39 protein-coding genes are annotated in these 26979 nt (G+C 70.6%); all 39 read right to left on the minus strand.

What is annotated here, in order from left to right; translation table 11 throughout:
* Positions 1–148 precede the first annotated feature (148 nt).
* The 39 genes from M1E25_RS24395 to M1E25_RS24585 all read right to left on the minus strand — a co-directional run bounded on the left by M1E25_RS24395 (position 149) and on the right by M1E25_RS24585 (position 26828).
* Positions 149–835 carry a collagen-like protein gene (locus M1E25_RS24395; protein ID WP_251419280.1) on the minus strand — a complete coding sequence of 229 codons (687 nt, stop codon included), beginning with the start codon at positions 833–835 and terminating at the stop codon, positions 149–151.
* A complete protein-coding gene (locus M1E25_RS24400) occupies positions 832–1056 on the minus strand; it encodes a hypothetical protein (protein WP_251419282.1) in 225 nt (74 codons plus the stop codon). Before M1E25_RS24400 ends, M1E25_RS24395 begins: the two co-directional genes overlap by 4 nt.
* Positions 1057–1066: 10 nt before the next feature.
* Positions 1067–1300, minus strand: a complete 234-nt coding sequence (locus M1E25_RS24405) for a holin (RefSeq protein ID WP_251419284.1) — start codon at positions 1298–1300, stop codon at positions 1067–1069.
* A gap of 2 nt (positions 1301–1302) precedes the next feature.
* Positions 1303–2130 (minus strand): N-acetylmuramoyl-L-alanine amidase, encoded by an 828-nt coding sequence (locus tag M1E25_RS24410; RefSeq protein WP_251419286.1) that lies wholly within the window; start codon positions 2128–2130, stop codon positions 1303–1305.
* Between the two features lie 61 nt (positions 2131–2191).
* A complete protein-coding gene (locus M1E25_RS24415; protein WP_251419288.1) occupies positions 2192–2701 on the minus strand; it encodes a hypothetical protein in 510 nt (169 codons plus the stop codon).
* A 10-nt stretch (positions 2702–2711) separates the two neighbouring features.
* Positions 2712–6044 carry a hypothetical protein gene (locus M1E25_RS24420; protein ID WP_251419290.1) on the minus strand — a complete coding sequence of 1111 codons (3333 nt, stop codon included), beginning with the start codon at positions 6042–6044 and terminating at the stop codon, positions 2712–2714.
* A gap of 2 nt (positions 6045–6046) precedes the next feature.
* The gene (locus tag M1E25_RS24425; protein ID WP_251419292.1) at positions 6047–8176 is read right to left on the minus strand and encodes a phage tail family protein; all 2130 of its coding nucleotides are present in this window, start codon (positions 8174–8176) and stop codon (positions 6047–6049) included.
* A 23-nt stretch (positions 8177–8199) separates the two neighbouring features.
* Positions 8200–8544, minus strand: a complete 345-nt coding sequence (locus M1E25_RS26020) for a phage tail assembly protein T (RefSeq protein ID WP_443735593.1) — start codon at positions 8542–8544, stop codon at positions 8200–8202.
* Positions 8541–8909 (minus strand): hypothetical protein, encoded by a 369-nt coding sequence (locus M1E25_RS24435; protein WP_251419295.1) that lies wholly within the window; start codon positions 8907–8909, stop codon positions 8541–8543. The genes M1E25_RS26020 and M1E25_RS24435 overlap by 4 nt, the downstream gene beginning before the upstream one ends.
* A gap of 2 nt (positions 8910–8911) precedes the next feature.
* Complete coding sequence (locus M1E25_RS24440) at positions 8912–9331, minus strand: phage tail tube protein (RefSeq protein WP_251419297.1); 420 nt, start codon at positions 9329–9331, stop codon at positions 8912–8914.
* 2 nt (positions 9332–9333) lie between these two features.
* Positions 9334–9744 (minus strand): DUF3168 domain-containing protein, encoded by a 411-nt coding sequence (locus tag M1E25_RS24445; protein WP_251419299.1) that lies wholly within the window; start codon positions 9742–9744, stop codon positions 9334–9336.
* Positions 9741–9947, minus strand: coding sequence for a hypothetical protein (locus M1E25_RS24450; RefSeq protein WP_251419301.1), 207 nt, complete (start codon positions 9945–9947; stop codon positions 9741–9743). The genes M1E25_RS24445 and M1E25_RS24450 overlap by 4 nt, the downstream gene beginning before the upstream one ends.
* Positions 9948–10316, minus strand: coding sequence for an HK97-gp10 family putative phage morphogenesis protein (locus M1E25_RS24455; RefSeq protein ID WP_251419303.1), 369 nt, complete (start codon positions 10314–10316; stop codon positions 9948–9950).
* A 9-nt stretch (positions 10317–10325) separates the two neighbouring features.
* The gene (locus M1E25_RS24460; protein WP_251419305.1) at positions 10326–10652 is read right to left on the minus strand and encodes a phage head closure protein; all 327 of its coding nucleotides are present in this window, start codon (positions 10650–10652) and stop codon (positions 10326–10328) included.
* Between the two features lie 9 nt (positions 10653–10661).
* Positions 10662–11237: a hypothetical protein gene (locus M1E25_RS24465; RefSeq protein ID WP_251419307.1), complete on the minus strand. Its 576-nt coding sequence runs from the start codon at positions 11235–11237 to the stop codon at positions 10662–10664.
* 15 nt (positions 11238–11252) lie between these two features.
* Complete coding sequence (locus M1E25_RS24470) at positions 11253–11477, minus strand: hypothetical protein (protein WP_251419309.1); 225 nt, start codon at positions 11475–11477, stop codon at positions 11253–11255.
* Entirely contained in the window at positions 11477–12700 is a 1224-nt protein-coding gene (locus tag M1E25_RS24475) for a phage major capsid protein (RefSeq protein ID WP_251419311.1), read from the minus strand. Before M1E25_RS24475 ends, M1E25_RS24470 begins: the two co-directional genes overlap by 1 nt.
* Before the next feature lie 65 nt (positions 12701–12765).
* Positions 12766–13503, minus strand: coding sequence for an HK97 family phage prohead protease (locus M1E25_RS24480; protein WP_251419313.1), 738 nt, complete (start codon positions 13501–13503; stop codon positions 12766–12768).
* 13 nt (positions 13504–13516) lie between these two features.
* Complete coding sequence (locus M1E25_RS24485; protein ID WP_251419315.1) at positions 13517–15424, minus strand: phage portal protein; 1908 nt, start codon at positions 15422–15424, stop codon at positions 13517–13519.
* A gap of 8 nt (positions 15425–15432) precedes the next feature.
* The gene (locus tag M1E25_RS24490; RefSeq protein WP_251419317.1) at positions 15433–15612 is read right to left on the minus strand and encodes a hypothetical protein; all 180 of its coding nucleotides are present in this window, start codon (positions 15610–15612) and stop codon (positions 15433–15435) included.
* 16 nt (positions 15613–15628) lie between these two features.
* Complete coding sequence (locus M1E25_RS24495) at positions 15629–17422, minus strand: terminase large subunit (RefSeq protein ID WP_251419319.1); 1794 nt, start codon at positions 17420–17422, stop codon at positions 15629–15631.
* Complete coding sequence (locus tag M1E25_RS24500) at positions 17391–17852, minus strand: phage terminase small subunit P27 family (protein WP_251419321.1); 462 nt, start codon at positions 17850–17852, stop codon at positions 17391–17393. Before M1E25_RS24500 ends, M1E25_RS24495 begins: the two co-directional genes overlap by 32 nt.
* A gap of 154 nt (positions 17853–18006) precedes the next feature.
* The gene (locus M1E25_RS24505; RefSeq protein ID WP_251419323.1) at positions 18007–18723 is read right to left on the minus strand and encodes an AAA family ATPase; all 717 of its coding nucleotides are present in this window, start codon (positions 18721–18723) and stop codon (positions 18007–18009) included.
* 91 nt (positions 18724–18814) lie between these two features.
* Positions 18815–19096 (minus strand): hypothetical protein, encoded by a 282-nt coding sequence (locus M1E25_RS24510; protein WP_251419325.1) that lies wholly within the window; start codon positions 19094–19096, stop codon positions 18815–18817.
* A 315-nt stretch (positions 19097–19411) separates the two neighbouring features.
* Positions 19412–19594: a hypothetical protein gene (locus M1E25_RS24515; RefSeq protein ID WP_251419327.1), complete on the minus strand. Its 183-nt coding sequence runs from the start codon at positions 19592–19594 to the stop codon at positions 19412–19414.
* A 14-nt stretch (positions 19595–19608) separates the two neighbouring features.
* A complete protein-coding gene (locus tag M1E25_RS24520) occupies positions 19609–19872 on the minus strand; it encodes a hypothetical protein (protein ID WP_251419329.1) in 264 nt (87 codons plus the stop codon).
* 39 nt (positions 19873–19911) lie between these two features.
* Positions 19912–20136 (minus strand): hypothetical protein, encoded by a 225-nt coding sequence (locus tag M1E25_RS24525; RefSeq protein WP_251419331.1) that lies wholly within the window; start codon positions 20134–20136, stop codon positions 19912–19914.
* A gap of 149 nt (positions 20137–20285) precedes the next feature.
* Entirely contained in the window at positions 20286–22451 is a 2166-nt protein-coding gene (locus M1E25_RS24530) for a cell division protein FtsK (RefSeq protein ID WP_251419333.1), read from the minus strand.
* Between the two features lie 87 nt (positions 22452–22538).
* On the minus strand, positions 22539–22802 hold the full coding sequence (locus tag M1E25_RS24535; protein ID WP_251419335.1) for a hypothetical protein: 264 nt from the start codon (positions 22800–22802) through the stop codon (positions 22539–22541).
* A gap of 5 nt (positions 22803–22807) precedes the next feature.
* Complete coding sequence (locus tag M1E25_RS24540) at positions 22808–23005, minus strand: hypothetical protein (RefSeq protein ID WP_251419336.1); 198 nt, start codon at positions 23003–23005, stop codon at positions 22808–22810.
* Position 23006: 1 nt separating this feature from the next.
* Positions 23007–23207, minus strand: a complete 201-nt coding sequence (locus tag M1E25_RS24545; protein ID WP_251419338.1) for a hypothetical protein — start codon at positions 23205–23207, stop codon at positions 23007–23009.
* Positions 23208–23292: 85 nt separating this feature from the next.
* Positions 23293–23658: a DUF6251 family protein gene (locus tag M1E25_RS24550; protein WP_251419340.1), complete on the minus strand. Its 366-nt coding sequence runs from the start codon at positions 23656–23658 to the stop codon at positions 23293–23295.
* On the minus strand, positions 23655–24650 hold the full coding sequence (locus M1E25_RS24555) for a hypothetical protein (RefSeq protein WP_251419342.1): 996 nt from the start codon (positions 24648–24650) through the stop codon (positions 23655–23657). Before M1E25_RS24555 ends, M1E25_RS24550 begins: the two co-directional genes overlap by 4 nt.
* Positions 24647–24802 carry a hypothetical protein gene (locus M1E25_RS24560; RefSeq protein WP_251419344.1) on the minus strand — a complete coding sequence of 52 codons (156 nt, stop codon included), beginning with the start codon at positions 24800–24802 and terminating at the stop codon, positions 24647–24649. The genes M1E25_RS24555 and M1E25_RS24560 overlap by 4 nt, the downstream gene beginning before the upstream one ends.
* A gap of 5 nt (positions 24803–24807) precedes the next feature.
* Positions 24808–25185 (minus strand): DUF6907 domain-containing protein, encoded by a 378-nt coding sequence (locus M1E25_RS24565; RefSeq protein WP_251419346.1) that lies wholly within the window; start codon positions 25183–25185, stop codon positions 24808–24810.
* Positions 25185–25487, minus strand: coding sequence for a hypothetical protein (locus M1E25_RS24570; RefSeq protein ID WP_251419348.1), 303 nt, complete (start codon positions 25485–25487; stop codon positions 25185–25187). Before M1E25_RS24570 ends, M1E25_RS24565 begins: the two co-directional genes overlap by 1 nt.
* Positions 25484–25645 (minus strand): hypothetical protein, encoded by a 162-nt coding sequence (locus M1E25_RS24575; protein ID WP_251419350.1) that lies wholly within the window; start codon positions 25643–25645, stop codon positions 25484–25486. Before M1E25_RS24575 ends, M1E25_RS24570 begins: the two co-directional genes overlap by 4 nt.
* A 374-nt stretch (positions 25646–26019) precedes the next feature.
* The gene (locus M1E25_RS24580; protein ID WP_251419352.1) at positions 26020–26190 is read right to left on the minus strand and encodes a hypothetical protein; all 171 of its coding nucleotides are present in this window, start codon (positions 26188–26190) and stop codon (positions 26020–26022) included.
* On the minus strand, positions 26190–26828 hold the full coding sequence (locus M1E25_RS24585; RefSeq protein ID WP_251419354.1) for a hypothetical protein: 639 nt from the start codon (positions 26826–26828) through the stop codon (positions 26190–26192). The genes M1E25_RS24580 and M1E25_RS24585 overlap by 1 nt, the downstream gene beginning before the upstream one ends.
* Between the last annotated feature and the right edge of the window lie 151 nt (positions 26829–26979).

Below are 26979 nucleotides of genomic sequence, written 5' to 3' on the forward strand. Positions count from 1 at the left end.
CTGCGAATAGACCCGGTAGCATCGGAAGTCACGGCCTTGCCCCTCTCTGAACAGCTCGTCACTGTCAGGGTATTGGGCAAGGCCGGATCTGTGTGATCTGGAACGCACGAATGCCCCCTCCCGGCGCGCTGCCGGGAGGGGGCTTCGTTCATGCGTTCTTGCGGCGGTCGAGCACGGCCAGGCCGAGGAGGCCGGACCGGTCCGACGGAGTCGGCTCGGGCTCCGGTGCCGGGTCGGCAGGGCCGGAACCGGTCTGCTCGCAGTCGTACTGCGGGTCGGAGTCGGGGCCGCCGGTCCGCGAGCACCGGTAGGTGTCGCCGTAGCGGTCCGTCCACGACCAGCCGGACGGGGGCGAGCCTGGTGCTCCGTCGGATCCGTCCTGGCCGTCCTGTCCGTCTTGGCCAGCAGCGCCGTCTTGGCCGTCGACCCCGTCGCGACCGGACTGGCCGGACGCTCCAGGCGACGGGGTGATGGTCGGCGCCGGTTTCCCGGGCTCGCCCTTCTCTCCCTGGTCGCCCTTCTCGCCGCGCGCCCCCGGGATCGGCACGGGAACCTCGGCGCGGGCGGGAAGGTTGCGCACGGCCTTTTCCGGGTCCGGCGCGACCGGCGTCTTCCCGTCCTCTTCCAGCTGTGTGCGGAGCCGCCGGACGTCACCGGCGAGCGTCGACACTGCGGTGCCGCGTCGGTCGGCCTCCGCGGCGAAGCCGTCAGCTTCCGCCTCGTACACGCCGAGGCGGCCCCAGATGATGAGGACGGCGCCGGTCAGGGCGATGAGCGTGCAGACGAGCAGTACGGGCCGCCAGCGGTGAGCGAGGATGCGCTGAGCGTTCGTCACGGCTTTCCCCCCATGTCGATGACGAGGCCACGGAGCCGCTCCAGCTCCTTGGCTTGAGCGTCGACCCGATCGGAAAGCCGGTCCCGCTCCTCCTGCAGGTCGTTGGTGAGCGATGAGTACGCGCTCACCGCGTTCTCGCCGCGCTTCCCGAAGAACGTCACCACCCCGCCGAACACCGCACCCACTCCCAAGAGCAGGCCCCCGAGGGCGGTGACGTCCACGGCCTTCTCCCTACTTGCTCGTGTCCGTGCGGACGGTCTCGAGGACACCCGGCCCCTCCGTACCCTGCGAGGTGGCCACGGCGGTCACCGCGGCGAGCACCGCGGCCATGCCGGCCGCCGACAGCGCACCCGCCCAGTCCGCTTCGAGCAGGCCGGCTGACCCGGCGCCGAGCACGGCGAGCAGGGCCTGAGCGAACGTCCGGACCGCGCGCTCCGCGGTCGCCTTCCAGAACGCCTTCGTCATGGTCAGGCCCCCTTGTCGAGCTTCGCGGCCAGAGCGGCCACCTGGTCGGACAGAACGGCCACCTGCTGGCGGAGTTCGGCGATCCGCTCGTAGGTCTCCAGGAGGTACGAGGACGCCTTCCACGTGCGGTTCGTCTTGTAGGTGGACGCGGACGGCGGCGCTGGGACTGCGTCGGTGTCCCACACCTCGTTGAACGTGGCCATGTCGGGCTCCTTGCTGTCGTTGGTGGTGCTGCCGGCCGGGGCGGCGAGCAGCTTGGTCACGCGCTTGCGGAAGTCGCCCATGTCGAACGTGGGGTCGACCTTGCCGGGCTGCCACTCCTTGTGGCCGATCACCGATTCGGCGTTCCAGCCGTGGGCGCGGCACAGTGCGGCGGCCCAGCGTGCGGCGGCATCAACCTGGGCTTCGGGCCACGGGTCGCGGCCGTTGCCGAGGTTGACCAGCTCGATGCCGTAGAAGTGCCGGTTGCCGTCGGTGTTCGCCTCGTTGTCGGCCGGCAGGTCGCGCTCGTCGATGACCGCAGAGAGCACGTCGTCGTCGCCCAGGCCGGCGTGGTTCGCGCGGCCGTGGCCGACCATGAACAGGCGGCCGTCCTTCGCGCCGACGGTGTGGCACAGCGGCCCGGGAAGCGAGGAGTGCCCGTCGTAGCAGAGCCGCACGGAGGAGTCGGTGCCGGAGGTGACGGTGTGGTGGATGAGCACGCCGTTCACCGGGCCCCAGGCGCCCTTGTGGTTGCGGTTGTGCGTCCGCCAGCTCTTGTACTCGACCACCTTGCAGCCTTCCGCGCGCAGGGCGGCGAGGAGGCGATCGGCGCTGAGTGGTGTTGCCATGAGACTCCAGACATGAGAAACGCCCCGGCCAGGCGACGCGGGGCGGTGTGGTGGCGGGGTGTTACTGGACTCTGGTGACGCGCATCCACGAGCCGCGGCCGCATCGGGCCGGGGTGGTGTTCGAGGTGACCTGCGCCCACTGGTAGGCGAGGGTGCCGGCGGTCGTGGTGATGACCAGCCCGGATTCCTGGATGAACTCGAGGTTCCCCGCGCCGCTCGACCGGTAGCCGTAGGTCACGACGGTGCCGAAGTTGTGCGACCCGGTGCGCATGCTGATTCCGTCGTCCGAGTTGGCCGTCGACGCGGGGCCCTGTACGCCCTTGAGTCCGTCGGAACCGGCCGGGACGGCCCACGCGGTCTTGGTCGGGCCGGGGCCGCCGAGCATGACGCAGAACTCGACCATGTAGACGGCGTTCGCATCGAGATCGACCGTTAGGTCGGGGTCGTTCGTCAGGGTCGTGGTCGACGCCCGGTCGGTGTTGACGGTCTTGTAGATGTACGTCGGCTGCATGTCGCGCAGCAGCTGGCCGGTGATGCGCTGCCCGGCCGCGATGTTCGGGTACTGGGCCACGGGGCGCCTCCTATCGGGCGGTGATCGCCGGGTGGGTGAGGCGCACGTCGGCGCCGATCGGGATGGTCTTCGTGATGCCGTTCACTCCGCGCGTCACGGTGAAGGTCTGCGGGGAGACGATGCGGAACCCGTCGAACCGGAGCGCCGGGGACGCGTTCGTGTTCGTCGGGTAGGCGCAGGCGATCAGCCCGACCGCGCCCGCGGCTGACGTGCCCGTGGTGATGACCCGGTCCGCGTGCCAGCCGTTCGGCTCCGGCTGCCCGTCCGGCCACACCCTCGCCCACACGTGGTGCCCGACCACCCGGGTCCGCAGCCACAGCTTCGTGCCCGCGCCGTAGGTGTACGGGGTCAGGACGGACGCGCCGATCTGCGTCAGCGCCGAGCAGACCTCGACGCTCACCGTGCCGCCGGTGCCGAGCGCGAGCCGCACCCAGTAGTAGGCGGTGCCGGCCCCACGCAGCATCACCCCGGGCAGGAACGCGGCCCCGATCGCCAGCTGCGACGGGGTGACAGCGACCAGCAACTCGCACGCCTCGAGCGTCTCGAGGATCTGCTGATAGCGCAGGTTCTCCGGGCTGGCCTGCAAGGTGATGACGCCCTGTGTGCCGTTCACCGACAGGTCGCCGGTGGCGGCGCCCACCGGCGTCCAGACGTGACCAGAGTCCGCTGTGCCCCACCCGTTCGACACGGTGCGGGTGAAGTCGTCTGCCCCGTAGGGGGCGACGCTGGTCACGGTGACGGCCTCGCCGGCCGCGGTCACGTCGAACGGCATGTCGGCAGGGTCGACCGTCCACGGCCGCCCGTCGTCCGACGCCACGGACAGCACCGTGGCGGCCGGGCCCGCGGTACGGATGATCTCGGCCCCTGCCGTGTCCACACGACCGTGCACGTCGTCCTCGACGACGCCGACCGCCCACGGCCCGGCAGGCGTGCAGTTGTACTCGACCTGCCACTCGTAGGGCCCGAGGCGTTCCTCGTATCCCTGCACGAGCAGGTCGATCGCCTCGGGCGGCAGCCACGGCGGCGGGTTGCTGATCGTGAGGCGGTCGAGCAGCTCGAGGTCGAGCACGCTGTCGATGAGGTGCGGGGCGGCGGCGAGGTTCACCGACACCCGCGGGTACCGGGCCCCGGGCCATGTGCCGAGGTGCAGGCGCCAGCTCGCCATGTCCGGCAGTTGCTCGTCCGTGCCGGCGTTCACGGTCACGGCCTCGTCGTAGGTGCCGACGCCGTCCGGCGGCGGCTGCACGGACAGCGGTCCGTCCTCGAGGACGGCGCGGGCCGACGAGCCGCCCTCGCGGGTCACGGTCACGTCGTTGCGGAGGGCCTGGTCGTCGTCGACGGGTTCGAGCGGCGGGGCGACCTCGCGGCCCGAGGCGTAGTCGAGCGCGAGCCGCACGGGCTGGTTGTACACGGACTCGCGGGTGCGGTACCGCAACGCGACCTGCCCGCGGTCCTCTTGCAGCAGGCCGCCGTCCGTGTCTTCCGCGTCGTGCAGCAGGTCGAGCAGCGGGGCGATGCCCTGCGGGCCCATCAGCGCGGTGCCCGTGAGGTCGCCGACCCACGTCACGGGCACGCCCTCCTCCTCGCACAGCCGATGGATTCGGGAGAACGCGGAGGTCTCGTCGTACCCGTGGTCGGCGTCGTTGAACGCGAGGTTCGGGGCGTCGCCGATCACGCCGAGGTGGCCGATCGTCACACCCGCCATCGCCGAGCCGGGCTGCATCGTGACGCGGCTGACGCGGCCGCCGGTGCCCGCGTAGGTGTGGAACCAGAAACGACCCAGGGGTGCGCCTCGCCCGATGGGGATGATGCCGGTCCGCACCGTCACGTCCGACCCATCCTGCACGGCCGTCATGCGGATGCGGCACCAGCGTCCGTACAGGTCGTCATCGTCCAGCAGTACCGAGTTGAGCTGTGTCCCTTCCCAGTTGTACGAGGTGACGCGCACTCCGCTGCCGGCAGAGAGCAGCACCACACGGTGTAGAGAGCCGGTGCCGGTGTCGCTGACCTCGAACCACACACTGTCGGTGGCGATCGGCTCGGGCACGTAGCAGACGAACTCGACCTGCCAGTTCCCCTCGTCGCCGCGGGGCACGTTCGCTTGGATCAGAGCGCCCGGCTTGAGTTTCGGCAGGGCCGCCGAGCCGTCGAGGGTGTCGTCGGCCTCGAAGTCGAGACCGAGGATGCGCGCCGGTTCCACACCGGCCAGCAGAGAGTACGCCTTGACGGTGTCCTTGCCGTCCTCGAGGGGCCAGTAGGCGAACGCCTCCGAGCGGGTGATGCGCCTGCGCAGCGTCGACTCGAGCGCCTTGGCGCCCTGCCCGAGACGCCGCAGGATGCCGGCCGCCGTGATCGGCACGTACACGTCGCTGCCGGACACGTCCCACCGTGCGGGCCAGGACGACACCTCGCCCATGAACCGGGTTCGTCGGTTCGTGATCTCGGCACCGTCCGCGACGGTCCACGCGTGACCGGCCCCGTCGGTGAACGCGGTTGTGCCCGGGTCCTGCGTGGTGAAGTCGGGGGCCGCCACCTCGATCCCGTCGACGTGCACCTCGACGGCGTACACGCGGCCGGTGATCGGGGTCTGCGGCGGGTCGACGTGCGGGGCGGTCGCGCCGATCTGGAGTGGCGCGGTCGCATCGAACATTGTCTCGGTGCCGGGGGCCGTGGCCGTGAGCGTCGACCGGTGCAACCAGGGGCCGGCCAGGGAATCCGCCGTGTACAGCGAGATCGCGGTCTGCCCGGTCCCGTCGTCGGACTCCCACAGAATCCGCAACGCCTGGCGGGGTGCGAACGCGAACGCGTCGAGGTTCCAGTACGCCACCCACGAAGCGGCTGAGGTGCCGTCCGTGGACCAGGAAAGTCGCAGCTTGCCGTCGAGCAGCTGCACGGCCCACGACCGGTCGTCGGTTTCGTAGGCCCACCGCTGCACGATCACTGCGTTCGCCGTGGGGTCGAGCCAGTTGGTCTCGACATCACAGCGCACGTCAAGCGTGTTCCACACGGTGAAGAACGGGTCATCCGGCGTGGACGCGAGGCCATCGGGGTTGTCGGCGTCCTGCACGAGGTACGACGCCCCGTGCGGCACGGACACCCGCAGCGGCGTGTTCCTGCCGAGCAGCCCGTAGTACGGCGAGAGCGGGTTGCTCGGGGAGTACCGGCCGTCCCTGTTGTTCAGCGTCAGCGAACACGACGCGGGCGACACCGCCTGCCCCTCGTCCGCGCGACCGTGGCGAATGCTGATCGGGTCGCGCACATACGCGTCCCCGGTCACATCCACCCACTCGCTGCCCAAGCGCAGTTCGACACGATGGCCGAGCGGTGTACTGGGGAACGTCACCGTTACCTCCCGAACGCTGTCTGTACGTTGCCGCGGCCGTCGATGCGGACCATGCGGCGGATGAGGCGCTTCATGTCCTCGTCGGCGCCCGTCACGTCGAGCACCACGTGCGTGGTCTGTCTCGTGCGGCCGGCCTGGGAGACGCCCCGCGGGGCGGCCACGGCCATGCCGGGCAAGTCACTGGTCACGCCAGCCAGCTGCTTGCGCAGGGCTGGCACCTGCCGGTCGATGCCCCGCATGAACCCATCGATCAGCAGCGCGCCGTTCGGCGTGAGAATCCTGGCGTCCAGCGTGGCCGGGCCCTTCCAGTCCGGCAGCATCGACGTCAGCCGGTTCAGCTGACGTCGCACCGCGCCGAACATGCCGGTGATGCCGCGGATGAAGCCGTTGACCAGGCTTCGGCCAGCGCCGAGCAGCTTGCCGCCGAGGTTGCCTAGGGCGGAGACGGCCCGGCCCGGCAGGCCCTTGACCCAGCGGACCGCGGTATCGATCGCCGAGCGGATCGCCGACACCATCCGGGTACCGGCGTCGCGCACCCGCGACCAGACCCGGGAGGCGAGGGACGACAAGGCCGCACTGGCCCGGCCTGGGACGCCCTTCACCCACGTCACGATTGCGGTCCAGAGTGCGATCGTTTTGGCCTTGATCGAGGACCAGTGACGGATGATCAGGCCGACGATCGACCACGCCACGAAGAAGTCCCAGATCTTCGCCGCCACGCCCTTGATCCAGGACCAGACCGCGTTCCACGCGGCGATCGTCCACGCCTTGATCTTGTCCCAGTTGGCGATGATCAGCGCGACCAGGGCGATCACGGCGATGATGATCCAGCCGACGGGGCCCATGGCGATCAGCCACTGAGCGGCCATCGTCGCGGCCCAGATCACGGCCCGTGCGGCCATCATGACGAACCGTGCGACGGTGACCGCGGCGACCCGGATCATCGTCGCCAACCAGGTGGCCGTCGCACGGGCCGCCGCCGCAGCCCAGGCCCCCGCCGTCTTCGCCGCGTTCAGCGTTGCCGCCGCAGCCGTCCGGGCCATCGCCGCGATGCTCTGCGCCTTCAGCTTCAGCCACGCCAGCACCTGCCGGGTGGTCTCTGCGCGGATGACGGTGCTGACGGCGCTGACCGCAGCGGCCCCAGCCTTGTACGCCTTCATGCCGATCACGACCGAGGCGATCGCGATTGCCAGGGCATGCAGCACCCCGGGCGGCAGCGCGTTGATGACCTTCGCCAGCGCTGTGGCGACCATCGCGGCGATGCCCAGCAGTGGGGCCAGCGCCACGACCAGTTTCAGCGCAGCCGTGGCCAACGTCTTGATCGTCTCCGCACCCTGCTTCGCCAGGGTGACGAACTGCTGGAACCCTTCGCTCTTGCTCAGGCCCTGGCCCCACTTGGCGAACGCGGCCGTCGACTCCTCGAACCCGCCGCTCATGGTGTCGGAGAACGGCATGAACGCCTTGATGATCCCGCCGAACCCGATCGCGATGTTCTTCAGCCCGGACAGCAGGGACTTCAGGTTCTGGCCCGCGAGCTGAGCCATGCCGGCGGCCGTCTTCTCCAGGCCCTTGCCCTTGGTGCCCCGGTCGATCTCGTCGATGAACGACCCGAACGCCTTGGCCGCTTCCTTCACGAACGGGGTCAGCAGCGGCAGGAGCCGCCGCACTACCTGCAGGCCCTTCGTGAACACTGGCATCGTGGACGACGAGAGCGAGTCCGACCACTTCTTGTGGTCGTTCTTCAGGCCAACGAACTCCTTGGCCATCGCGCGGGTTGCGGGCGACATCTGGGCGAGGGCGTCCTTGTACGCCTTCTGCTTCTCCGCCGCGTCCTCCGCACCCTCGGCCAGCGCCTTCTGGGCCTCCTCGGCCAGGTTCGCGGCCTCGGCGACGTCCGCCATCTGCGGGCCGGCCGCCAGCTGGAACGCCTTCGCGGCGACACCGGCCGACGCGAACGCGGCCGCCATGCCGCCCACACCGGCCGTCACAGCGGCAACGGCGGGCGCCCCGGCTCCCAGGGCGCCGACCCCCTTTCCCAGCCCCTTCAGGACCTTCTGCGCGCGCTCGGCGCCATCACGGAGCTGGTCGGTGTCGATGCCCAGACGCACCATCATCGACGCGAGGGTGGCCACCAGAACACCCCCTCATCTGCTGTTCAGCTGTTGGTACGGACAGTGCCGCCCATGGCGGTGGTCGCCTTCACGGCGGCAGCGAACATCTCCTCGGGGGACATCACACGCTTCCCGCCGTCCCAGGCCGGGATGAAGTCATCCGGGCGCATCGCTTTCTGGCCCTTGCCCCGCTGGCTGTTCGCCACGGTGGCGGCGATGATCCCGGCGTGCAGGTCGGAACGGGCCCCGCCGAGCGGGCCGGTGAGCTTCTCGTAGGCGGCCCACTCGGACAGCTCGCGCGCCGAGATGCGGGCCAGCAGCTCGGCGACGGTGTAGCCGAGGTGCGCGGCCAGGCGGAAGTACAGCTGCCGCTCTGGCCGCGCTCTCAGTTTCCCGTCAGCTCGTTCTGGTCGTCCTCGGTCATGCCGGACAGGCGGCGGGCCGCGTCGACCACGCGGGTCAGCGCGTTCGCCGACTTGTCACCCAGGCGCTTGATCTCCGCCTCCGACCGGAACAGCCGCTTGCCGTCCGCGTCGACGACGCACGCGGCGACGATGCGGGCGCGGAACATTTCCAGCCCGCGGGACTGGGACGCGCTGCCCTTGTCGTCGATGAAGCGGGCCTGAAACTTGTCCAGCTCAGCGCCGGACATGCCCTGCACGCGCACGACACCGTTCCACTCGGGAACCGGCACGTCCTCGGTGGGCAGGTCGACGGCGTCGAGGATCTGCTCAGCAGACAGGTACGTGGTCACGCTCACACTCCGGTGGTGATGGTGGGCTTGCCCGACACCTTGAAGGTGAGGGAAGCGGCCAACTTGTCGTCGTGCGGGGCCTCCGGCTCGAACCCGGTCAGCAGGGCCTTGAACTCCCAGCTGCCGAGCGTGCCGGGCCACACGACCTTGTAATCCCGCGGCGCCGCGTCGCCGAAGTCGACGATCAAGTCGTCGTGCTCGCGGGGGTCGTAGTTGACGTCGATGCTCACCTCGCCGCCGTCCTTCAGGCCGCCGATGAACTCCCGCCAGGCGTCAGGAGAATCGTGCGCGGTGACGTCCTGGGTCTCCCGCTCCATCGAGGGCGGGTTGATGCTGGTGACGTTGGCGATCGCCGTGAACACCGGCGTCGCGGCCATGTCGGACCGCTCCAGCTGCGTGCCGTACCCATCCAGGCCAGCCATGGTCATACCTCCGTCTCGCGGGTCATCCAGACCCGGTACTGCGCGTTGATGTGCCTGATCTCCGGGTCCGGATCCCGCAGGCTCTGATGCTGGGTGTGCGCGATCGACACGTCCTCATAGCCGTCCACCGTGAGCGGCTTCCGGTCGAGGACCGCGTCGACCGCGGCGAAGATCTCGGCGGCCTCCCGATAGCCGCGGTACTGCGACCACACGTGCAGCACGGCGGCGGCTTCCAGGCCCTGCCGGTCATGCGCATCGTCCGGGACCTCGCTGATCGAGCCGATCGTCACGTAGGGGTACGCCTGGCCCTCCGGCACCTCGTCGAACACCCCCGTCACGAGAGCGCCGAGCGCCGGGTCGGCCGACAGCTTGCTGTAGATGGCCTGCTGCAACGGCCACAGGGCGGACGTCACGAGCCGTCCCCCTCGTCCCGCACGACGCCGAACGCCTGCAGCTCCGGGCTCTCATCGAGCATCTTCGGGAACTCGGCGTCCATTCGGGAAAGGTCGTTGGTGGCCTCTCCGCTGTCGAGGTCCCAGCTCGTGTAGCCGACCAGGTGCTCGGTGCCGCGGTTGCCCAGCCGCATGTAGATGGGCAACGTCACTTTCGCGGGCATCTACTCACCCCCTCCCAGGTGCCGGCGGACCGCGGCCCGATAGGTGCGGGGGACCTGGCGCCGGTGCTCGTTGAACGCGGGCAGCAGATACGGCTGCTCGGCCATGCTGGACGTGCCTTGCTCGACGTACTCCGCGTACTCGAGCTGCTCGGTCTTCCACACCCCGACCTCGGCGTGGTCGGCCTCCACCTTCTGGTCGAGAGACGTGTGCAGGTCTCCCGTGCGCTGCGGCACCAGGCCCCGGGCGCTGCCCTGCACGTTGTCCGCCCACTCGTGCAGCGTCTCCGTGCGAGCCTCACGCATCGCCCTGGGCACCCGTGCGACCGCGCGCAATGCGCCGGCCAGCCCGTCAATTCGTGCTCTGGCCACGGTCCCTCCTCATTCCGTCTGGCGGGCGGTGCAGTCCGCCCGCAGATAGGTGCCGGGCATGCTCGGCTCGAGCACCGCCAGCACCTCAAAAACCCGCCCGGCGGCGCGGAGTTCGTCCCCCCTGCGGACGTCGACGCCGGGGGTGAGATAGACGATGTGCGTCAGGTCGGAGCCCGACTGGTCCGCAGCCGTGCGCTCCCGCGCGGATGGCTGCGACAGGCGGGCGCGGACCGCGGCCTGCTGCTGCCACGACGTCGACTGTCCGCCACCCCCGTCGCTGACAGTCGCCGCCCGCCACACCTCCAGCGACGTGTTCAGCAGATGCGCAATCGCCACGGCCGCCCCCTATCTGCTGCGCTCGCCGCGCGAGAACGGCGTCAGCATGCGGCGCTCGTGTTCGGTGACCGCCTGGCCGCTGACGGGCGTGCCCGTGCTGTCCTTGGCGTAGGTCACCGAGTAGTCGCCGATGGACTCCGCAGCCACGAGCCGCGGGCTGGCCCAGGATCGTCCCGCGAGCTGCTTGCACACCTGCTTGATGAACGCCGGCAGCACCTCGTACCCGTGGTCGTAGGTGACGGCGACGTTCGTGTCCGTCTCCCACACGCCGGACGGGCAGGAATCGGCGGCCAACCGGGTCAGGATCCCGTACCGGTTCCACCGGTAGTCCGTGCCCTCCGTCAGCGGCTGCCCCCCGTCCACCGTGACCGTGGTGACCGCGCTCGTCGGCATCTCCGGCAGCAGCAGAACGGTGCTACCGGTGCCGACGAGCACGGCCACGTCGCCGGATACGGGGTCGATGGTCTGCCCAAGTTCGCCGCGGATCACCGTCTCGGCGCCCTCGATCACCTCGGCGGCCACGGCCTGATCGATCGTGTCGAGACGGAGGTGGAGCCGCAGCTCCTCCGGCGTTACCCATGCCACGGCTCCACCCCCAACTCACTGACTGGCCTTGCGCGGTGCACGACGGGTCGCCTTACGCGGCGGCTTCGGTGCCTCACGCTCCTGCTCCTTCTCGCTGTCCTCTCCGTCGAGCTGGACGGCGTGCCCGGCCGCCACCCACGACCGGCCCAGCTCGGCGGGCACAGTGCCCTCCCAGCCGGACCGGTAGCGGCGGCCGGCACCGTCGGAGACCGACGTGACAGCAGTGACCCGGATACGCATCAGGTCGCCGAGAGCTGCAGGATGCGCAGGGCCTCCGGACGCACGACGTCGCCGCCGACCCGCATCCGGATCTTCCAGCCGATCATGCCCTCCTCGGCGTACAGCTGGTCGAGGACCTTCACGGTCATACCGGCCCGGTCGTAGATGCGGTAACCGGCGTTGAAGTCGCCGAACGCGGCCACCTTCGCCGAGGCCGCCACCGCGGCGATGTCCTCCTGGTTCTCGATGGCGTAGCCCAGGAAGGTGTTCGGGCGACCGGCCTGAACGCTCGGCTGCCACAGGTACGGGCCGGTCCCGGCGCCGGAGCTGTTGTCCCGCAGCAGGGACAGCGCCAGCTCGGTGCCCGACGCCACGGCGAACCGGGCGTTACGGCGGTACTGCGCCGGCACCGCGTACACCAGGTTCTTGAACTGGTCGACCTTCACCGTGGTGTTGCCGGTGGCGGCCGTCACCACCGGCACCCCGCCGCCGGTGGTCATGAAGCCGACCGGCTGATTGCTGGCGTGGCCAGTGCCGATGGTGAACGCGGTGTCCTCCGCCTCACCGACCGCGCGGGCGAAGCTGTCGCGGACGAACGCCTCCAGGTTCGTGTCGGAGTCGTCGAGCTCGTCCTCACCGATCTTCGCGAGCCCGTACAGGTCCTCGATGTAGGTGAACTCCTCCGTCGGAGTGGACGGCATCGAGTCGGCGAGGGTCTGCTCGTTGGTCTCCAGCGAACCCCAGCCGACGGACACCTCGTTCAGCGACCGGCGGCGGATCCGGTTGGAGGACGTCGGCCGGGACGACGCGATACCGCGCACGACGGTCAGGCCAGGCAGGGCCCGGTAGATCTCCTGCTCCAGGTCCTCGGGCACGAGGATCTCGCCCGCGGTGTTCTCCACCAGGGCGCGCTGCTCGGGCGCCAGGCGGGCACCACGGCGCAGGGCCTGGAAGAACGCGGCCCGCTTCTCCTTCGCGCGGGTCTCCTCGGTGCCGCGGCCGCCGTCGTCCGGGCGCTGGCCACTGCGGCGGATCGGCTCGGCCATCTGCGCGGCCCGCTCCTCCTCGGCCTCCTGCCGCTCGATCCGCTCGGTCAGGCCGGTGAAGTCCTGCTCGTGCCGGTCGTAGGAAGTGCGCTCCTCGCCGGACAGCCCACGGTTCTCCGACTCGGCCTTCTCGGTGATGGCCCGCATCGACTCGACGACGCCGGCCCGCTGCTTGCGCAGCTCCACGCTCGTAGGCATGGGTACTCCTTCGCTTCATGGATGGGTGGTGCACAATCCCGGGCCGGACGGCCGGGAAGCTTGGGTCACAGCTGGGCCAGGAGCTCCAGCTCGTGCAGGCGGTGCCTGGCCCGCTCGATCGGGTACGCCTCCGGTCCGGGCCCGGACCGGTCCGCAGCCTCCAGCAGCGCCCCGAGCGCGTCGTGCGCGTCGGCGACCAGCTGCCGGTTCGCCGAGGAGAGGACCTTGCCCGCGCGGACCTCAGCCAGCGCGCGGGTGACCACGTCCGGTTCGACCGCCGGGGGCTGCCCGGTGTGCCGGGCAGCAGCCGACCGCAGCTCTGCCGAGGTCGCGGCGAACGCCGGGTACGTGACCACGGAGACGTCGCCGCCGTCCAGGTCGATGCCGAACACCTCGTGCGTGTTCCCGGCCCAGCCGTCCGCGGTCACCCAGAACCCGAACGACATCTGCGTGATGTCGCCGCGCTCCAGCGACACCGCGAGGTCACGGGCGTAGGACACATCAGCCATGTCCGCCTCGACCATCACCCCGGCGTCGTCCTCGTGCAGCGTCGCCGTGCCGGCGGCCGTGCGGGCCAGCAGCAGGTTCGGATCGTGGTTGATCAGGAACCGCACATCCGGGGACGTCCCCAGCGTGCGAGTCGCGGCCCCGGGCACGATCCGCTCCCGCCAGCCGCCCATGTCCTCCGACAGGCTGTCGTAGACGATCGCCCGGCCCCGGAAACGCAGCCGGGCCGCCTCGTCGTCGGCGGCCCGGATCTCCAGATCGGTCAGCGGGAAGGCCCGCACCTCACGTGTGCGCATCAGCGCCCCCTTGTCACAGGTTGAATTGCAGACGGCAGGTGCATCCGGCGATCTCGTCCACGCCGAGCCGGTAATCGTGCGGCCAGCGGCCTTTGTGCGTGCCGATGGTGAAGTCCTCGCGGATGCCCACCGTCTGACCGTCAGCAGCAGCGTGGGACTCCCGCGGGTTCGGGTCCCACACCCGCCACGTCTTGGTCCGCGCCCCGGCGTGCTTGGCGCCCTCGTGCGCGCCGAACGCGGACAGGTAGTTCACCCGCGCCATGGCCAGCTGCTTGGCCCGCGCCTCCGTCATGCGCTCGAACATGGCCAGGACGTCCTTGGGGGCGTTGGAGACGGTGAACTGGGTCACCAGCAAGGCCGCGGTCGTGGCGTTGATGTTCGCCGCCGTGGCGGCAGCGCCGGCCGCCAGGACCGCCGCGGTCTCCTCGACCACGAACGCACCGCCCAGCGCGGCCGCCGTGGACGCGCCGACCTCGGCGACCAGGCCGCGCGCCAGCTGCAGCAGGACGGCGGTCAGGTCCTCGTTCTCCCGGGCCTCGTCGAGGATCTCGCCGACCGACGCCCCCGGGTTCACGCCGAGTTCGGCCAGGACCCGGTCGGACTGCTCGGCGAAGAACGCCGAGACCGCCTCCTCGTGCCGCCGCACCCAGGCGGGCAGATCCTCAGCCGCCACCGATTCGGCGCTCTCAGCGGCCCGCTCCTGCCGTCCCGGCATCGACCGCTGGGCCGGCGGCGCGGTCTCCCCGGCCGGGACCATGTTCAGCGGCTGCAGGTACTGGTCCCCGCCCTCGACGGGCTCCTCGTCCTCCTTCGCGCGGATGTCGTTGACCGACATCCAGCCCCACTGCCGGGCCTGCGCGTAGGCGCCGTACCGCTGCGTGGTGTCGCCGCGCAGCAGCCCGTCCGGATCGAACTTCACGTACAGGTTCGGATCGCCCAGCAGCTGCCGCACCGTGCGCTCCAGCCGTGTCAGCCACGGCATCAGCGAGTAGATGACGTAGCCCAGGGACTGCTGCTCGATACCGGAACCCCACGACGTGGACCGCTCCACATCGCCGATCATGTGCGGCGGAACACCGAAGATGCCGGCGATGTCCGACCGGGTCATCTTGTAGACCTCGAGGAACTGCGCGTCCGCCGGGGAGAGGGTGGTGTGCTCCCACTTCGAGCCGCCTTCGAGCACGGCCAGGCGGTGGGACTTGTCGAACCCCTCGTGCAGGTCCTTCCACTGCCGCGTCAGCCGCTCGTACTGGGCATCGGTCAGCGCCCCAGGCACCGACACGATCCCGCCCGGGGACGCGTCCCGGGAGAAGAACCCGCCGATGTACGCCGTCGCCGCGAACGATGTGCCAACCGCCTGCCGGGCCACCCCGATCGGGGACAGTCCCTCGGCTCCGCCGACGCCGAACGAGCGGAAGTGCAGCACGTTCTCCGCCCGCACCAGGCCGCCGGCCTCCCGGATCGGCGCCCACTCGTCGTCCTCCAGCGTCAGCTTGTAGACGATCTCGCCGGTGTCCTTCTGGCGGCGGGGCTCCACGCTTGTCCACGCGATCGGCCACAGCCCCACGGGCATGCCGCCACTGGACCGCTCCACGTAGGCAAGCGCGTTACCGCGCATCAGCATCCAGCCCAGCATCTGGGCCCAGAACTCCCCAGCAGGCAGCCCCGGGTTCGCCTGGAACGTCAGCAGCGGCGCGACCGGATGATCCTCCAGCCGCGTCCTCGCACCGCCCGACCGCTGGTACAGGCCGACCGGCAGCATGCTGCCCGTCTCGGCCAGCAGGCGGACGCACGAGTACACCGCGGACACCTGCAGCGCGCGCTCCGGCGTCACCACCACGTCGGCCGCGGTACGGGTGCCGGTCAGCGGAGGCAGAACCTTCCGGGCCCGCTCCTGGCGGCCGGACAGAAGACGACGCATCAGCGGCATCAGCGCTCACCCCCCGACCGAAGGTTCCCGACCACGACCAGCGGCACCGCCAGGCCGATCAGGGCCAGGCCCGCGCCCAGCACCCCCCACAGCCCGGCGGCAACCACCACCACCCCCGCGGCCCCCACCCCGAGTCCAGACAGCTCACACACCCACTGGGCACGCTCCCGCACAGCCACGCACCCCCTTCATGGGTCACGCTCCGATGACGCGAATGTTCGGCTCCGGAACCTCGTCCGGCTCCGCTCGCCGCAGGTGCATCGCCAGCGCGTTCAGCCCGGAGGCGACGCCGTCGATGCGCTTCGAACTGGTCTGCCGGTCAGGCTTGACCGGCTTCATGTGTCCGTCCTGGTTCGTCTTGATGCCGACGCAGTCCACGTGCCAGCGCAGCACCGGATGCCCGCCGTGCGACAGCTGCTGCGACAGCACGAGCCTCTCCAGCTGCAGGCACGGATCGTTCAGCCCGCCGTACCCCTGAGAGACCTGCTCCATCTCCAGGCCGTCGTCGGCCAGTTCGGAGATGGTCTCCGTCGCGTTCCACCGGTCGTAGCCGATCGCCTTGATGACGAACCGTTCCTTCAGGTCGTCCGTGATCAGCGACCGCACCGCGCGGTAGTCCACGACGTTGCCCTCCGTCAGCCGGAGTGCCGGCCCGGCGTGCGCGGCGGTCTCCGCCCAGCGCTGGAGCGGGACTTTCGTGCGCCGCTCCAGGTGCTTCAGGTTGTCCTCCGGCAGCCAGAAGAACGGCACCCAGACGTGCGGCTCCTCGGGGTCGTCCGACTCCGGCGGGAACCACAGGGAGAACGCCGTCATGTCCGTAGTCGAGGAGAGGTCCAGCCCGCCGTAGCACTCCCGGCCCTCGAGGTCGGCCAGCTCCACCGGAACCGGCACCCCGGAGCTGGTGCGCGCGCACGCGTTCCAGTCGTCCATCGACAGCCACCGGGTGGTCTGCTTCGTGCGCACGTTCAGGTGCAGCCGCAGATACCGGTTCAGCTGGCCGGGGGACCGCTTCGCCTGCGCGGCCTTCGCCTCCAGGTAGTCCGCGAGGACCGTGATCCCGTAGCCCGGGTTCGCGGTCTTCAGGGTGTCCTCGGCGAACGGGTCGAAGTCGTCGGCGTCCTGGTCGGCGCCGAACACCACGCCCCACACGGTCGGGTCCTCGGCGTGCCCGCCCACCAGCGCGTCGAGTTCCTCGCGCTTGGTGGCGTAGATGCTGCCGGTCTCCGCCCCATCATCGGCAGTGGTGATGAACACGATCAGTGGCTGGGTACGCGAACCCGTGCCGGTCTCCAGTGCGTCGACCACGTCCGGGTTGCGGTGCACGTGCACCTCGTCGATGACGCCCGCGTGCACGTTCAGGCCGTGCGCGCGCAGCCCCTCCGACGACAGAGCCCGGAAGATGCTGTGCGTGACCGGGTGCTCCAGCAGCTTCCGCTGGATACCGCGACGCCCGAGCTTCCGCGCCAGCGGCGGCGAGCCGGACGCCATGTTCGCTGCGGCCCGGAACACGATGTTCGCCTGGTCGCGGTCGCCGGCCGCCGCGTACACCTCGGCGCCCGGCTCCCGGTCCGCCGCGAACAGGTACAGGCCCAGCCCCGAGCACAGCGTGCTCTTCCCGTTCTTCCGCGGGATCTCGAACCACACGGTGCGGATCGCCCGGTAGCCGTCCGGCCGCTTGATGCCGAACACCGGGGCGATGAAGTACCGCACCTGCCAGTCCATCAGCCGGAACTCGCGTCCAGCGTGACGGCCAATCAGCTGCTTCAGCAGCAGGAAGAACTTCAGCACCCGCTCGACGGCGATCCGGTCGAACCAGAAGCCAGGCTCGGCAGGGATCGGCGTGCACAGTAACGGCCGGCGGCCCTCCGCCAGCCACGGCGTCCCGTCGACCAGGCCCTCGTCGACCCAGCCCGCGATGGCCTGGTCGATCTCGGCGGTCAGCGCCGCGCGCCGCAGCTCAGTCGAGGATGCCCGCCCCTTGGTCGCCACCGTCATCACCCTCCGGCTTCACCGACCGCAGACGCGACGACGGCGTGACGAACAGCTCCTTCGCCAGCATCGCCACCGTCGTCGCCGCCTCCCGCCAGATCTGCCACGCGGGGTTCTTCGCTGGGCCGTTCCCCGCCCGTCGCTCGGCCACCAGGTCGTCGCCCTGCAGCAGCTTCTCTGCAGCCACGAACTTCGACCAGGCCGCGCAGTACGTCGCCAGCGCCGCCCGGTCCACCTTCGACAGGACGCCGAGCCGGTCCAACTCGGGCACCACGCGGCGCCACTCGGCCTTCGCCTCGGTGTCCAGCCAGGACGGAGCCGCCGGGGCCCCCGGTTTCGCGGTCACCCTGGCCGGCGTCGTGTGTCCGCCCGGGTTGCCGCGCAGGGCGCGGACGTTGTCCGGCTGCGGCACGGGACCTCGAGCACCCATCGCGCACCCCCAACCCGAATGTGACGCACAGTAGGCGTGGTTACGCTCTGCTCAGAAAAGGGTCCGAAACTCGCGGTTGCGTCTGCAGCACCCCCGCCTGCGTTCGGGGTCCACCCCACCGGCAAGATCCACATCCCCCCTCCGGGGGAGTCGATCACCTCGGTGAGGTGTCTTGGTCGGCGCGATAGGTGCGCCACCAGCTCTCGATGGCTTCGATCGTACCGTGTGGCCGGCCATCACGTCGCGCTCGCCGGGTGCACTCGTCCTCGGGTGTCGCGAGGAGCACGACGTCCGCGCCAGGGGCGAGGCGTTCGCGGTCGGACTGCCGTGGCGCGGTCGCGATGATCCACGCTGCGGTCAGGTTGTGCGCTCGGTCGAGCCGGGCAGTGACTGCGTCGCGTGCCTCAGCGATGAACGGCCGTAAAGCGGGCGGGTGGTCGTGTCCGTGGGACGAGCCGAGGGCTACGGCCAGGGCATCCCAGTCGATGACGAGGTCGCCGCGCTCGGCGTGCTCGCGGACGTAGCTGCTCTTCCCGGAGCAGGGCGGCCCGCACACCAGGGTGATGCGGGCCGCGCCGGCCTGCTTGCGCCCGCCTCCTGCGAAGCCTGTCTCGCGCGCCGTCTTGGCGTCGTGACAGGGCTTGCACAGGGCCTGGAGGTTGCCGCGGTCGAACGCCAGCTGCTCGTCGCCGCGGTGAGGTCGGATGTGGTCGACGACGGCAGGGGGCCGGCCGCAGTGAGCGCGGCAGAGGGGCTCCTCGGAGAGGACCTGGTCCCGCAGCGGTGGCCACCTGCGGTCGTCGTAGACCCAGCGCCAGGTAGCCGCGGTGCGGCGGGCGTGGTGCTGTGCGGTCGTGCGCGGTTTGGCCACGGTCAGATGACTTCGAAGAGCCGCAGCAGCAGGAGCAGTACGGCGATGACGAGGATGAACGCGAGCGCTGAGCGCCAGGGTTCCTGCACGGCTATCTCCCTGTGGTGTCGGGTTCGGACTCCTCAGCAGGCGGCGTCCAGCCGAGGGCGACGAGCGTGTCGGCCACGCCGGAGCCTAGGACCACCTCGGCCTCCACCGAGCCGACCCGAGTGGCGTCGACCACGACCAGGTCCAGCTCGACGTGGGGCACCCGGTCGTGCGCGAGGGTGAGTGTCAGGCCGGTGAGGCCTCGGCCGATGTCGCGGCCGTCGAGGAGCACGTTGGTGCTGCCGGGCAGGCCGTCGCCTTCGATCGCGATGCGGTGTGTCTTCACTGGTGCCGTCCTCCTGGCCGACGGGTGTGCGGTCGGGTGATGCGCGCGGCGCCGGCGGAGGGAATCCAACCGGTGTTGAGGCCGCAGCAGCAGACGACGCTGACGCGCCCGGTTCTTTCGAGCTGGCGCCATCCGTCAGGTGTGGGGTCGAGCCCGCGGAGCTCTGCGACCAGGGTTGTGCTGCAGGCGCTGCCGGTGGCCATGGTGTCCTCCCGGGGCATGACAAAGGCCCCGACCGTGGTGGTCGGGGCCTTCGGTGTCTGTGTCCGGGCATGCCGGAACTGCCAAGAGTGTTACAGCGTGTGAGGGTGACCGTCAAGCTGCCTTGAGCATTGCCCGGTGCTGGACCTCGTGGAGGTCGACGAGCGCGCGGCCTGCACGGTCGTAGCCGTGGTGAGTAAGCCTGCCGCGGCGGAGCCAGACGCGGATGGTGCCCGGCTTGACGCCGGTGGCTGCTTGGGCTGCGTATGGATCGACGAGGAGGGGCTGGGGCTGCATGTGTCCAGTGTGGCTCAGCGGTTCGGCATGTTGTGTGCGCGCCGGTGGGCGTCGATCTCCTGCTGTATCTGGTCGAGGATGTGTCGGCAGCCTTCTTCGAAGTTCGAGCTGAGCTGGTCTGCGTCTTCCTGGCTGTACCGGCCGCTGTTGATCTCCTCTTCGATCCACTCCCTTCCGCTGTCGTTGGCGATGTTCTGCTTGCGGTACTTGTCCTTCAGCCGTTCTAACTCGGCCTGCTCGGGGGTCGGTTCGACGTAGGGCGGCGGTTCGTTCGTCATGGGCGGATCCTTCCGTGGGGCGACGGGGTCTAACCGTGCTCAGCGGGTGCCGAGTTCGCGGGTGCGGCGCCAGTGGTTGTGGAGGCGGCGGCCGTAGCGGAGGCGGTAGCGCCGCCCGCGGCAGCGCCGGCAGACCTTCGTCTTGCCGCGTATCTCGCGGTGGCCGGTGGCCTCGCACTTGCGGCACTCGGCGAACGGCCGCAGGAGGCACAACGCTGCGTAGTAGATCGCGGCCAGCGGGATGGCCAAGCAAGCAACGAGCATGGGGGTCTCAACTCCTCGTCTGGGCGGGGTTTCTGGGGCTCGCAGGGGGTGGCTGCTAGACGCTAGGTTGCAGGTCAGAGGGCTGAGATCCGCTAGTAGGGCTGCTAGACCTAGCACTTGTGGGTGCTAGGCCGAGCAGCCGTTCGCGGTCAGTCCGTGGTCCGCTTTCCGTTACGGGCTGCGACGACATCGGCGCGGGCGATGCCGCGCTTGGTGGTGCCCTTGCCGCCGCCGTTGGTGCCCCACACGTCCTGCGTGGTCACGCCGAGCGGCTTCAGGCTGGTGGTGACGTTCTCGGTCTTCCACCCGCCGTAGATCTCGGGCCGCAGCTCGGCGAGGCGGGCGGCGATCCGCTCGTTCCACACCTTCTCTTCGTCGACCTGGACGACGGCGAGGACGTCGGCGAGGAGGTCGTAGGTCGGCTCGGTGTTGGCGGGGCCGGAGCCGTCGAGGGCGTGACCTGTGATGTTGCCGTACTCCTCGCGCATCTTCCGGGCGCGGGCGACGACCTTGTCGGCGTCGTTGGCGTCGACGAAGGCGCCGGCGACGATGCGCGGGTCGTCGCCTTCGCCGACCATCCAGCAGACGCCGCGGTCCTTGCGGCTGAACATCGTCGCCCTGATCCCGGCCTTGTACATCGAGGTGCCCAGCACCATGTCGTTGGCGACGTTGCCCATGACCTTCAGGCAGAACCGCAGGACGGCGTTCGCGCTGATGCCCGTGGGCAGCGACTTGGCGTCCGGTCGCTGGGTGCCGAACATCGCGATGATGCCGAGCGCCGGACCGCGTTTCACCAGGTCAGTGCAGATGTCTTCGATCTCGGGCCCGTGGTCCTTGTGCTCGAAGGGGACCTGGCACTCGTCGAAGGCGACGACGATCGGGTGCAGGCCGAGGCTCTTGTCGTTGGCCAGCTGCGGCGTGACCTTCGACTCGGGGCAGATGGACCGCGGCAGGGACTTGATGACCTTGGCGCGGCGGCGGAGTTCGGCCTTCAGTTCGCGCAGGTCGTGCACGACGTACTCGAGGTCCTCGTCTTCCTCTCCTGCCCGGTAGCGGTGGCAGACGGGCTCCAGGGCGCCGAAGTCGCCGGTGCCCTTGAAGTCGTAGGCGTGCAGCTCAGCGCGAGGGTCGAGGGCTGCGATCAGCAGGAACAGCCGCATCAGGAACGTCTTGCCCATGCGGGGGATGGAGCCGACGACGACCGAGGCGAACATGAGGGTGACGACCATCTCGCGCATCCGCTGGTCGTTGCCGAACACCACGGGCCTGAACAGGTCGACCTGGCCCGACTTGAGCAGCGGCCAGGCGGGCTTCGTCGTCTCGTTCATGGGCCGGTCGCCGACCCACAGGATCAGGCGACCTTCGTGCTCGTCCGGGTCGGGTGCCGGCCACACGCAGCCCACTTTGCGGCGCAGGCCGGAGGCCAGGGGGCTGCGCGCTTCCATGATGTGCTCTGGGGTCACGCCGTAGGGAAGGTCCAGCTCAGCGCGGTAGCCGGGGCCGTCGCGGGTGATCTCGGAGGTGAACCGGAGTCCGTCCATCTCGCCGCCCTTCTTGATGGCGGCGGAGATCTTGGCGTTGCCGATGCTGTCGAGGCCGCGGAGGACGATCGGGCCGGTGAGCTTCTCGACGACGGTGCGGAGGACGGCGGGGCCAATGACGGGTGCGTCGGGCTGCTGGCCGGCGAACCCGAGGCCGAGTACACCGACCCCGGCGAGGAAGTACAGCCAGCCGGGGGCGAGTACGTACAGGGCGACGGCGAGTACGGTCCCGAACAGGGCGGCGACGAGGACGACGAGGCCGCGGAGGCGTACCCGGTTCGCGCGGAGGCGGGCCAGGTGCATGTACTCGGTGGCGTCCTCGGTGCGTACCGCGGCGCTGCGGAGGGGTGCGGCCTCGCGGTCCCACACCCAGCGGTTCGTACTCGCGATGAACCTGGCCGCACCCCTCGGTGCCATGGCCGTGAGCTTGGCCGAGTACAGCGGGAGGCGCAGGCCGTGGTAGAGCCCGGCGTACAGGGCGCGGTCGCTGGCGCGGCCGGTGGTGGCGGCGAAGTCGCGCCGGTTCTTCAACCATCCGGCGACGATCGGGTGCCGCTTCTCACGGTGTACCCCGGTGCCGGGCGTCTTGGGGTTGTCGACGGGTACGGGTACGGCCTGCTCGTCGTCCTCGTCGTACTCGTCGTCGGGTACGGCCGGGGCCGGGGGCGTACTCGTCTTCTCGAGGTTCGGTGTACCCGGTGCGGGTACGGCGGGTGCACTCGGTGTACTCGGCGTCTCGGGTACGGCGGCGGCGGGTACGAGGGTGTCCGTCATGATGGGTGTACTCCTGTCCTCTGGTTGGGGCGGGGGTGTGCCCGGGGCGGCCGGGTGTCCTGGCCGGGATGCGGCCGCCCCGGGGCGTCAGCGGTAGCGGCGGGTGGCCCGCTCGATGGCGGCCTTCTTCTTCGCGTCGAGCTGGGCCTTCTCCTTCGCGGCCTGCGCGGCCTTCCGGATCTCGACCCGCTCGGCCTCACGCTTCGCGGCCCGGTCCTGGATCCGCTGTGCCGCGGCTTCCTGCCGCGTGGTGCTCTTGCCTCGCATCTCGCGCCAGGCGGCGCGGACGGAGGTGCCGACGAGCCGGGCGGCTTCGCCCGGGTACAGGCCGTCGAGTTCGTCGTTCGCCATGGTGGTCAGCCCTTCTCGTTGACGCTGTCGATGCGGACGCGGTCGGTGTCGCAGAGGCCGCCGAGGTGGGCGCCAGCGATGGCGCCGCGGCCGTCCTTCTCGAACGTGCCGCCGTTGGCGACGTGGACCTCGGTGGTCTTCTGCTTGCCGGTCTGGGTGTCGGTCCAGGTGACGTCGGCGGTCTTGCGGCTGCTGCTGGCCATGTCAGTTCCCTTCCGGGGTGGTAGCGGTGCGGCGGTCGAGGAGCCGGGCCAGGGCGGCGGTGAAGCCGTAGTGCGCGAGGAGCGCGATCGTGGCGGTGTCGAGGACCGACATGTCGTGCCGCCAGGCGCTCCACGCCAGCTGGGCGGTGACCGCGAAGGCCAGCGCGTTGACGGCCACGCGGCGCCGGTTGAGCTTGCGCATGGTTCCCCTTTCGGGTTGGTGGTGCGGATTCCGGTCTGTCCGGCTCCCCGCCCCGCCGGTCACACTCCGGCGGGACAGGCGGCCGTCAGCGCCGCTTGCGGGCCTTGCTGAGGTTCTCGGCGGCGGCCTTGCCGTCGCTGCCGCCGATGGACTTCACGGCGGTCGACAGGCCCCACGCGACGGCGACGACGACGAACGCGACCAGGGCGAGGTTGATGGCGATGGCGGACAGGGCGCCGACGAGGAGCGGGCCGAAGTAGACCCCGGCGGCGACGGCTCCGCCGCCCATGCCGGCCCCGAGGGCGAGCCGCTGCAGGGTGCGGTCGGGTGGGGCCTGGTGGATGTGCTGGTGCACGATCTGCGGCGGCTGCGGGGCGGCCGGGAGGTACTCGGGCCGGTAGCAGCCGCAGTCCGCCGAGTGCTGGTGCGGGACGGGCAGGTACTCGGTCATGCGGACTCCTTCAGCAGGGCCTTGATGCGCTCGGCTCGGGGCTGGCCGATGCCGTAGGTCTTGCGCAGGGCGCGGATGGACGGGACGAGGGGGGCGGACTGGCGGGCGTGGTCGGCCAGCTGCTCGTCGGACCAGTCCGCGCCGGGTGCACCCGCGGGGCGCTCGTCGGGTACGCGGACCGTGGTGCGGGGGCGGGGCTTGTCGGCGGCGACGGCCTCGCGGAGGGGGCGCTCGGGTACGGCCGGGAGGGGTTGCGGGTGCACCTCGGGTACGGCGGCCGCGGTGGGTACGGGCTGTACGTGCTCGCCCGCCTCCTGGGCAGTGGTGGGCAGTTCGGGTGCAGACGGGACGAGCATCTCGCCGAGCGCGGAGTCGGCTCCCTGGCGGAGCCGGTCGCGCTGCACCTGGACCAGGTGCACGCCGAGCTCGGCGTCGCCCAGGCCGACCCGCTTGGCCAGTCGCCACGAAGCGCGCTCGGATCGCCAGCGAGCGCCCTTGCTCGGGTGGTTGGCTGCACGGGCCCGGTGGTAGGCGAGGCGCTGCACGGTCTCGGCGTTGCGGCGCTGCACCTCCATGTCAACGCCGGTGCGGTGCACGACGATCCGTCGGGCCAGCAGGCCGATGCCCTCCGCGGCTGCGGACATGCCCATCGGGGACAGGCCGTAGACGACGGCCTCGGTGAGGTTGTCGGCGACCGCGACACCGATCACGGCCGCGGCCACCGGGGCGGCCCACAGGCCGGTACGGACCGCGAGCGGGGCCGACTGGCCCAGCATCGTCAGGCCGACCATGACCAGGGCGACGATCAGGGTGACGCCTTCGCCTGCGGCGACCACGCCGAGCGCGGTACCGACGCGGCCGAACTCGGTCACGGTGTTGGTGTAGGTGCCGTAGGCGCCGGCTGCACCCGCTCCGGCCATGAGCAGGACGGCGGCGGCGAACATGGCCACCTGTCCTCGGGTCAGCTGGGCGTGGGATTCGGTGGTGCTCATCGGCCGGCCTCCTTCGTGAGGACACCGAGGCGCAGGGCCTCGAACTGAGCGGAAGTGATCTGCTGCGGGTCCCAGGCGACGCGCAGCTGCTTGTCGAAGCGCTGCCACATCACGGGGACGCCCTGGTCGAGTTCGACCTGCTCTATCTGCATGGGGATCACTTCGAGTCCCTCCCGCTGGTGCGGAGGACGGACAGCTGCCGGGCGAGGCGCCGGAGTTCGGCGGCGCGCTCGACCAGGGCGGCGGCCAGCTCGTCGAGCCCGGCCGGGTCGAGTCGCACGCAGTCGCCGTTCAGCTCGACGCACACGGAGACCTCCGGGCTGTACACCTCGGAGTAGGGGGCGGCGCTCAGGGACGCGGTGAGCGTCTGGCAGCCGCGGAAGGCGAGCGTCGTCTCCGGACCCTCGTGGATGACGTCAGCGAGGTACTGCTCGGGGGCGTTGTCGGGGTGGCCGACGCACCACGAGGGCTCGGCCATCGTCACGGGCCCGCGGTCGAGGGTGCGCACCGTCACGGTACGAGCGGTGCGGCTCATCAGGAGCCGTCCTCGGGGTACAGCATCCCTGTGAGCGCCCGCTCGAAAGCGTCGAGCCGGGAGAGGGCGCCGCGCGCGGCGTGGATCTGCATCCGGGTCGCGCGGGCCAGGTTCAGGAACTCCTCGTCGTGCTGCGCGGACAGGCGGGCCGACAGCGGCTGGGCCTCGACGACCTCGAGGAGGCCGGCCAGCGCACGCCGCATCTTCCTGACCACGGCCGCCGGTGCGTCCTCGCCTGCCAACTCGGCGGACACATCGAGCGCGCGTCGGGCCGCCTCGACGGCCACCAGCCGGGCGCTCATCGCGCACCGCCCGTCGGGGCGATGCGGCCGACGGCGCCGGCGGGGGTGGCGGTGAGAGTGGTGGTGCGGCCGCGGCGGCGTCGGACGATGCCGACGACGACCAAGCGGCGCTGGGTGACGGGCCCGCGTTCGCGCAGGCTAGAGTTCAGGTGGTCCATCGGAGCCTCTATCTCCTGGTGGGCAAGTGGTCCCCGGCGGGCGGTGCAGTCGCCTATGCCGGGGGCCCGCTTACGTTTCTGGGCCTATTCGGATGTCGAGCCGGTGGGCGGTGCAGTCGCCGTTCCGTACTCGTTGATCGCTCTTCGTACCGCGCGGACGTCGATCCCGATCTCTCGGGCAACAGCCGATTTGGAGCCGAGCTCTCGGACGCCGTCTTCGAACGCTGCCGCTCGTCGTCGGGCGCTGGCCGTGATCTCTGCTCGCAGCTCGCGCTGCCGCCGATTCTCGGCATCAACGCGCTCGCGCCAACTGGTGGTTGACACGACACCCACGCTATAGGACAGCGGTGTCCTAGACAACCCCGGGGAGGCAATCACGAGCCCTTCCCAGGGCGAGCCGTGCCCAACGCCGCGTTCAGCAGCCGCTGGGCTTCCGCCAGATGGCGCACGCAGATCTTGAGCTCAGCGTCGGGATCGGCGGCCTCGGCGGTGCACTGGACGCCGCGGCCGGACAGCACGCGGCAGGTGACATACGTGGCGGCCATCAGGACGCCTTCCTTTCGTCGGCCCACTGTCCTGAGGCGAGGGCGGACCAGGTGGCGGGCGGGTACACGGTGTGGCACCACCGGCACTCGACACGGGCGGTACCGGCCGGGACCCGCAGGACGGCGCCGCACGGGACGCCGTCCTCGTAGACGGCTGGGCAGTTCCCGAGCCGCAGCGCCTTCTCGGGCGGGTTGACGATCGAGACTGCGTCCCGCTCGAGGTCGCGGATCTCCTCGGCGAACGCGCCGGCCATCGGCCAACTTGATGCGATCCACAGCAGGTTGTCCCGCAGCCCCTTCGACGCCCGCGCGATGCGGTCCGGGACGGTGCCGGAGAGCTGGGGCTCGGACCACTCAAGGTCGGCGTGAAGCGCGCTCCGCCAGTCCTCCAGAACGCCGACGATGCCGCCGGGGCCGCGGAGGTTCAGCACGGGCTCGACGATCGGCAGGGGAGCGTCCACGCGTGTCGCGCGCCCCAGCTCGGGCCGGCGGCCGCCCGGCTGGAGGAACGCCGCCAGGGCGTCGTAGACCTCGGGCATGCGGGTGAGGCGCTCACTGGTGACGCGCGTGCAGCCAGGGCACAGGTGGCAGGTCGCCTCACCGTGCACCTCGCGTTCGCACAGACCGCACTCGCTCATGCAGCTATCCCTTCTCGTTCAGGCCACTGGCAGCCGTCGAGGCCGCTGGCGTTCTTCTCGGGCACGTCGGCGAGCCGGTGACCCAGGTGGTGCAGGCCCATCGCAGCGAGCGCGTAGGCGTCGGCCATGTCTTGACATCCTCGCCGCCCTG

It is taken from the genome of Streptomyces meridianus, assembly GCF_023703325.1.
GTDB lineage: Bacteria > Actinomycetota > Actinomycetes > Streptomycetales > Streptomycetaceae > Streptomyces > Streptomyces meridianus.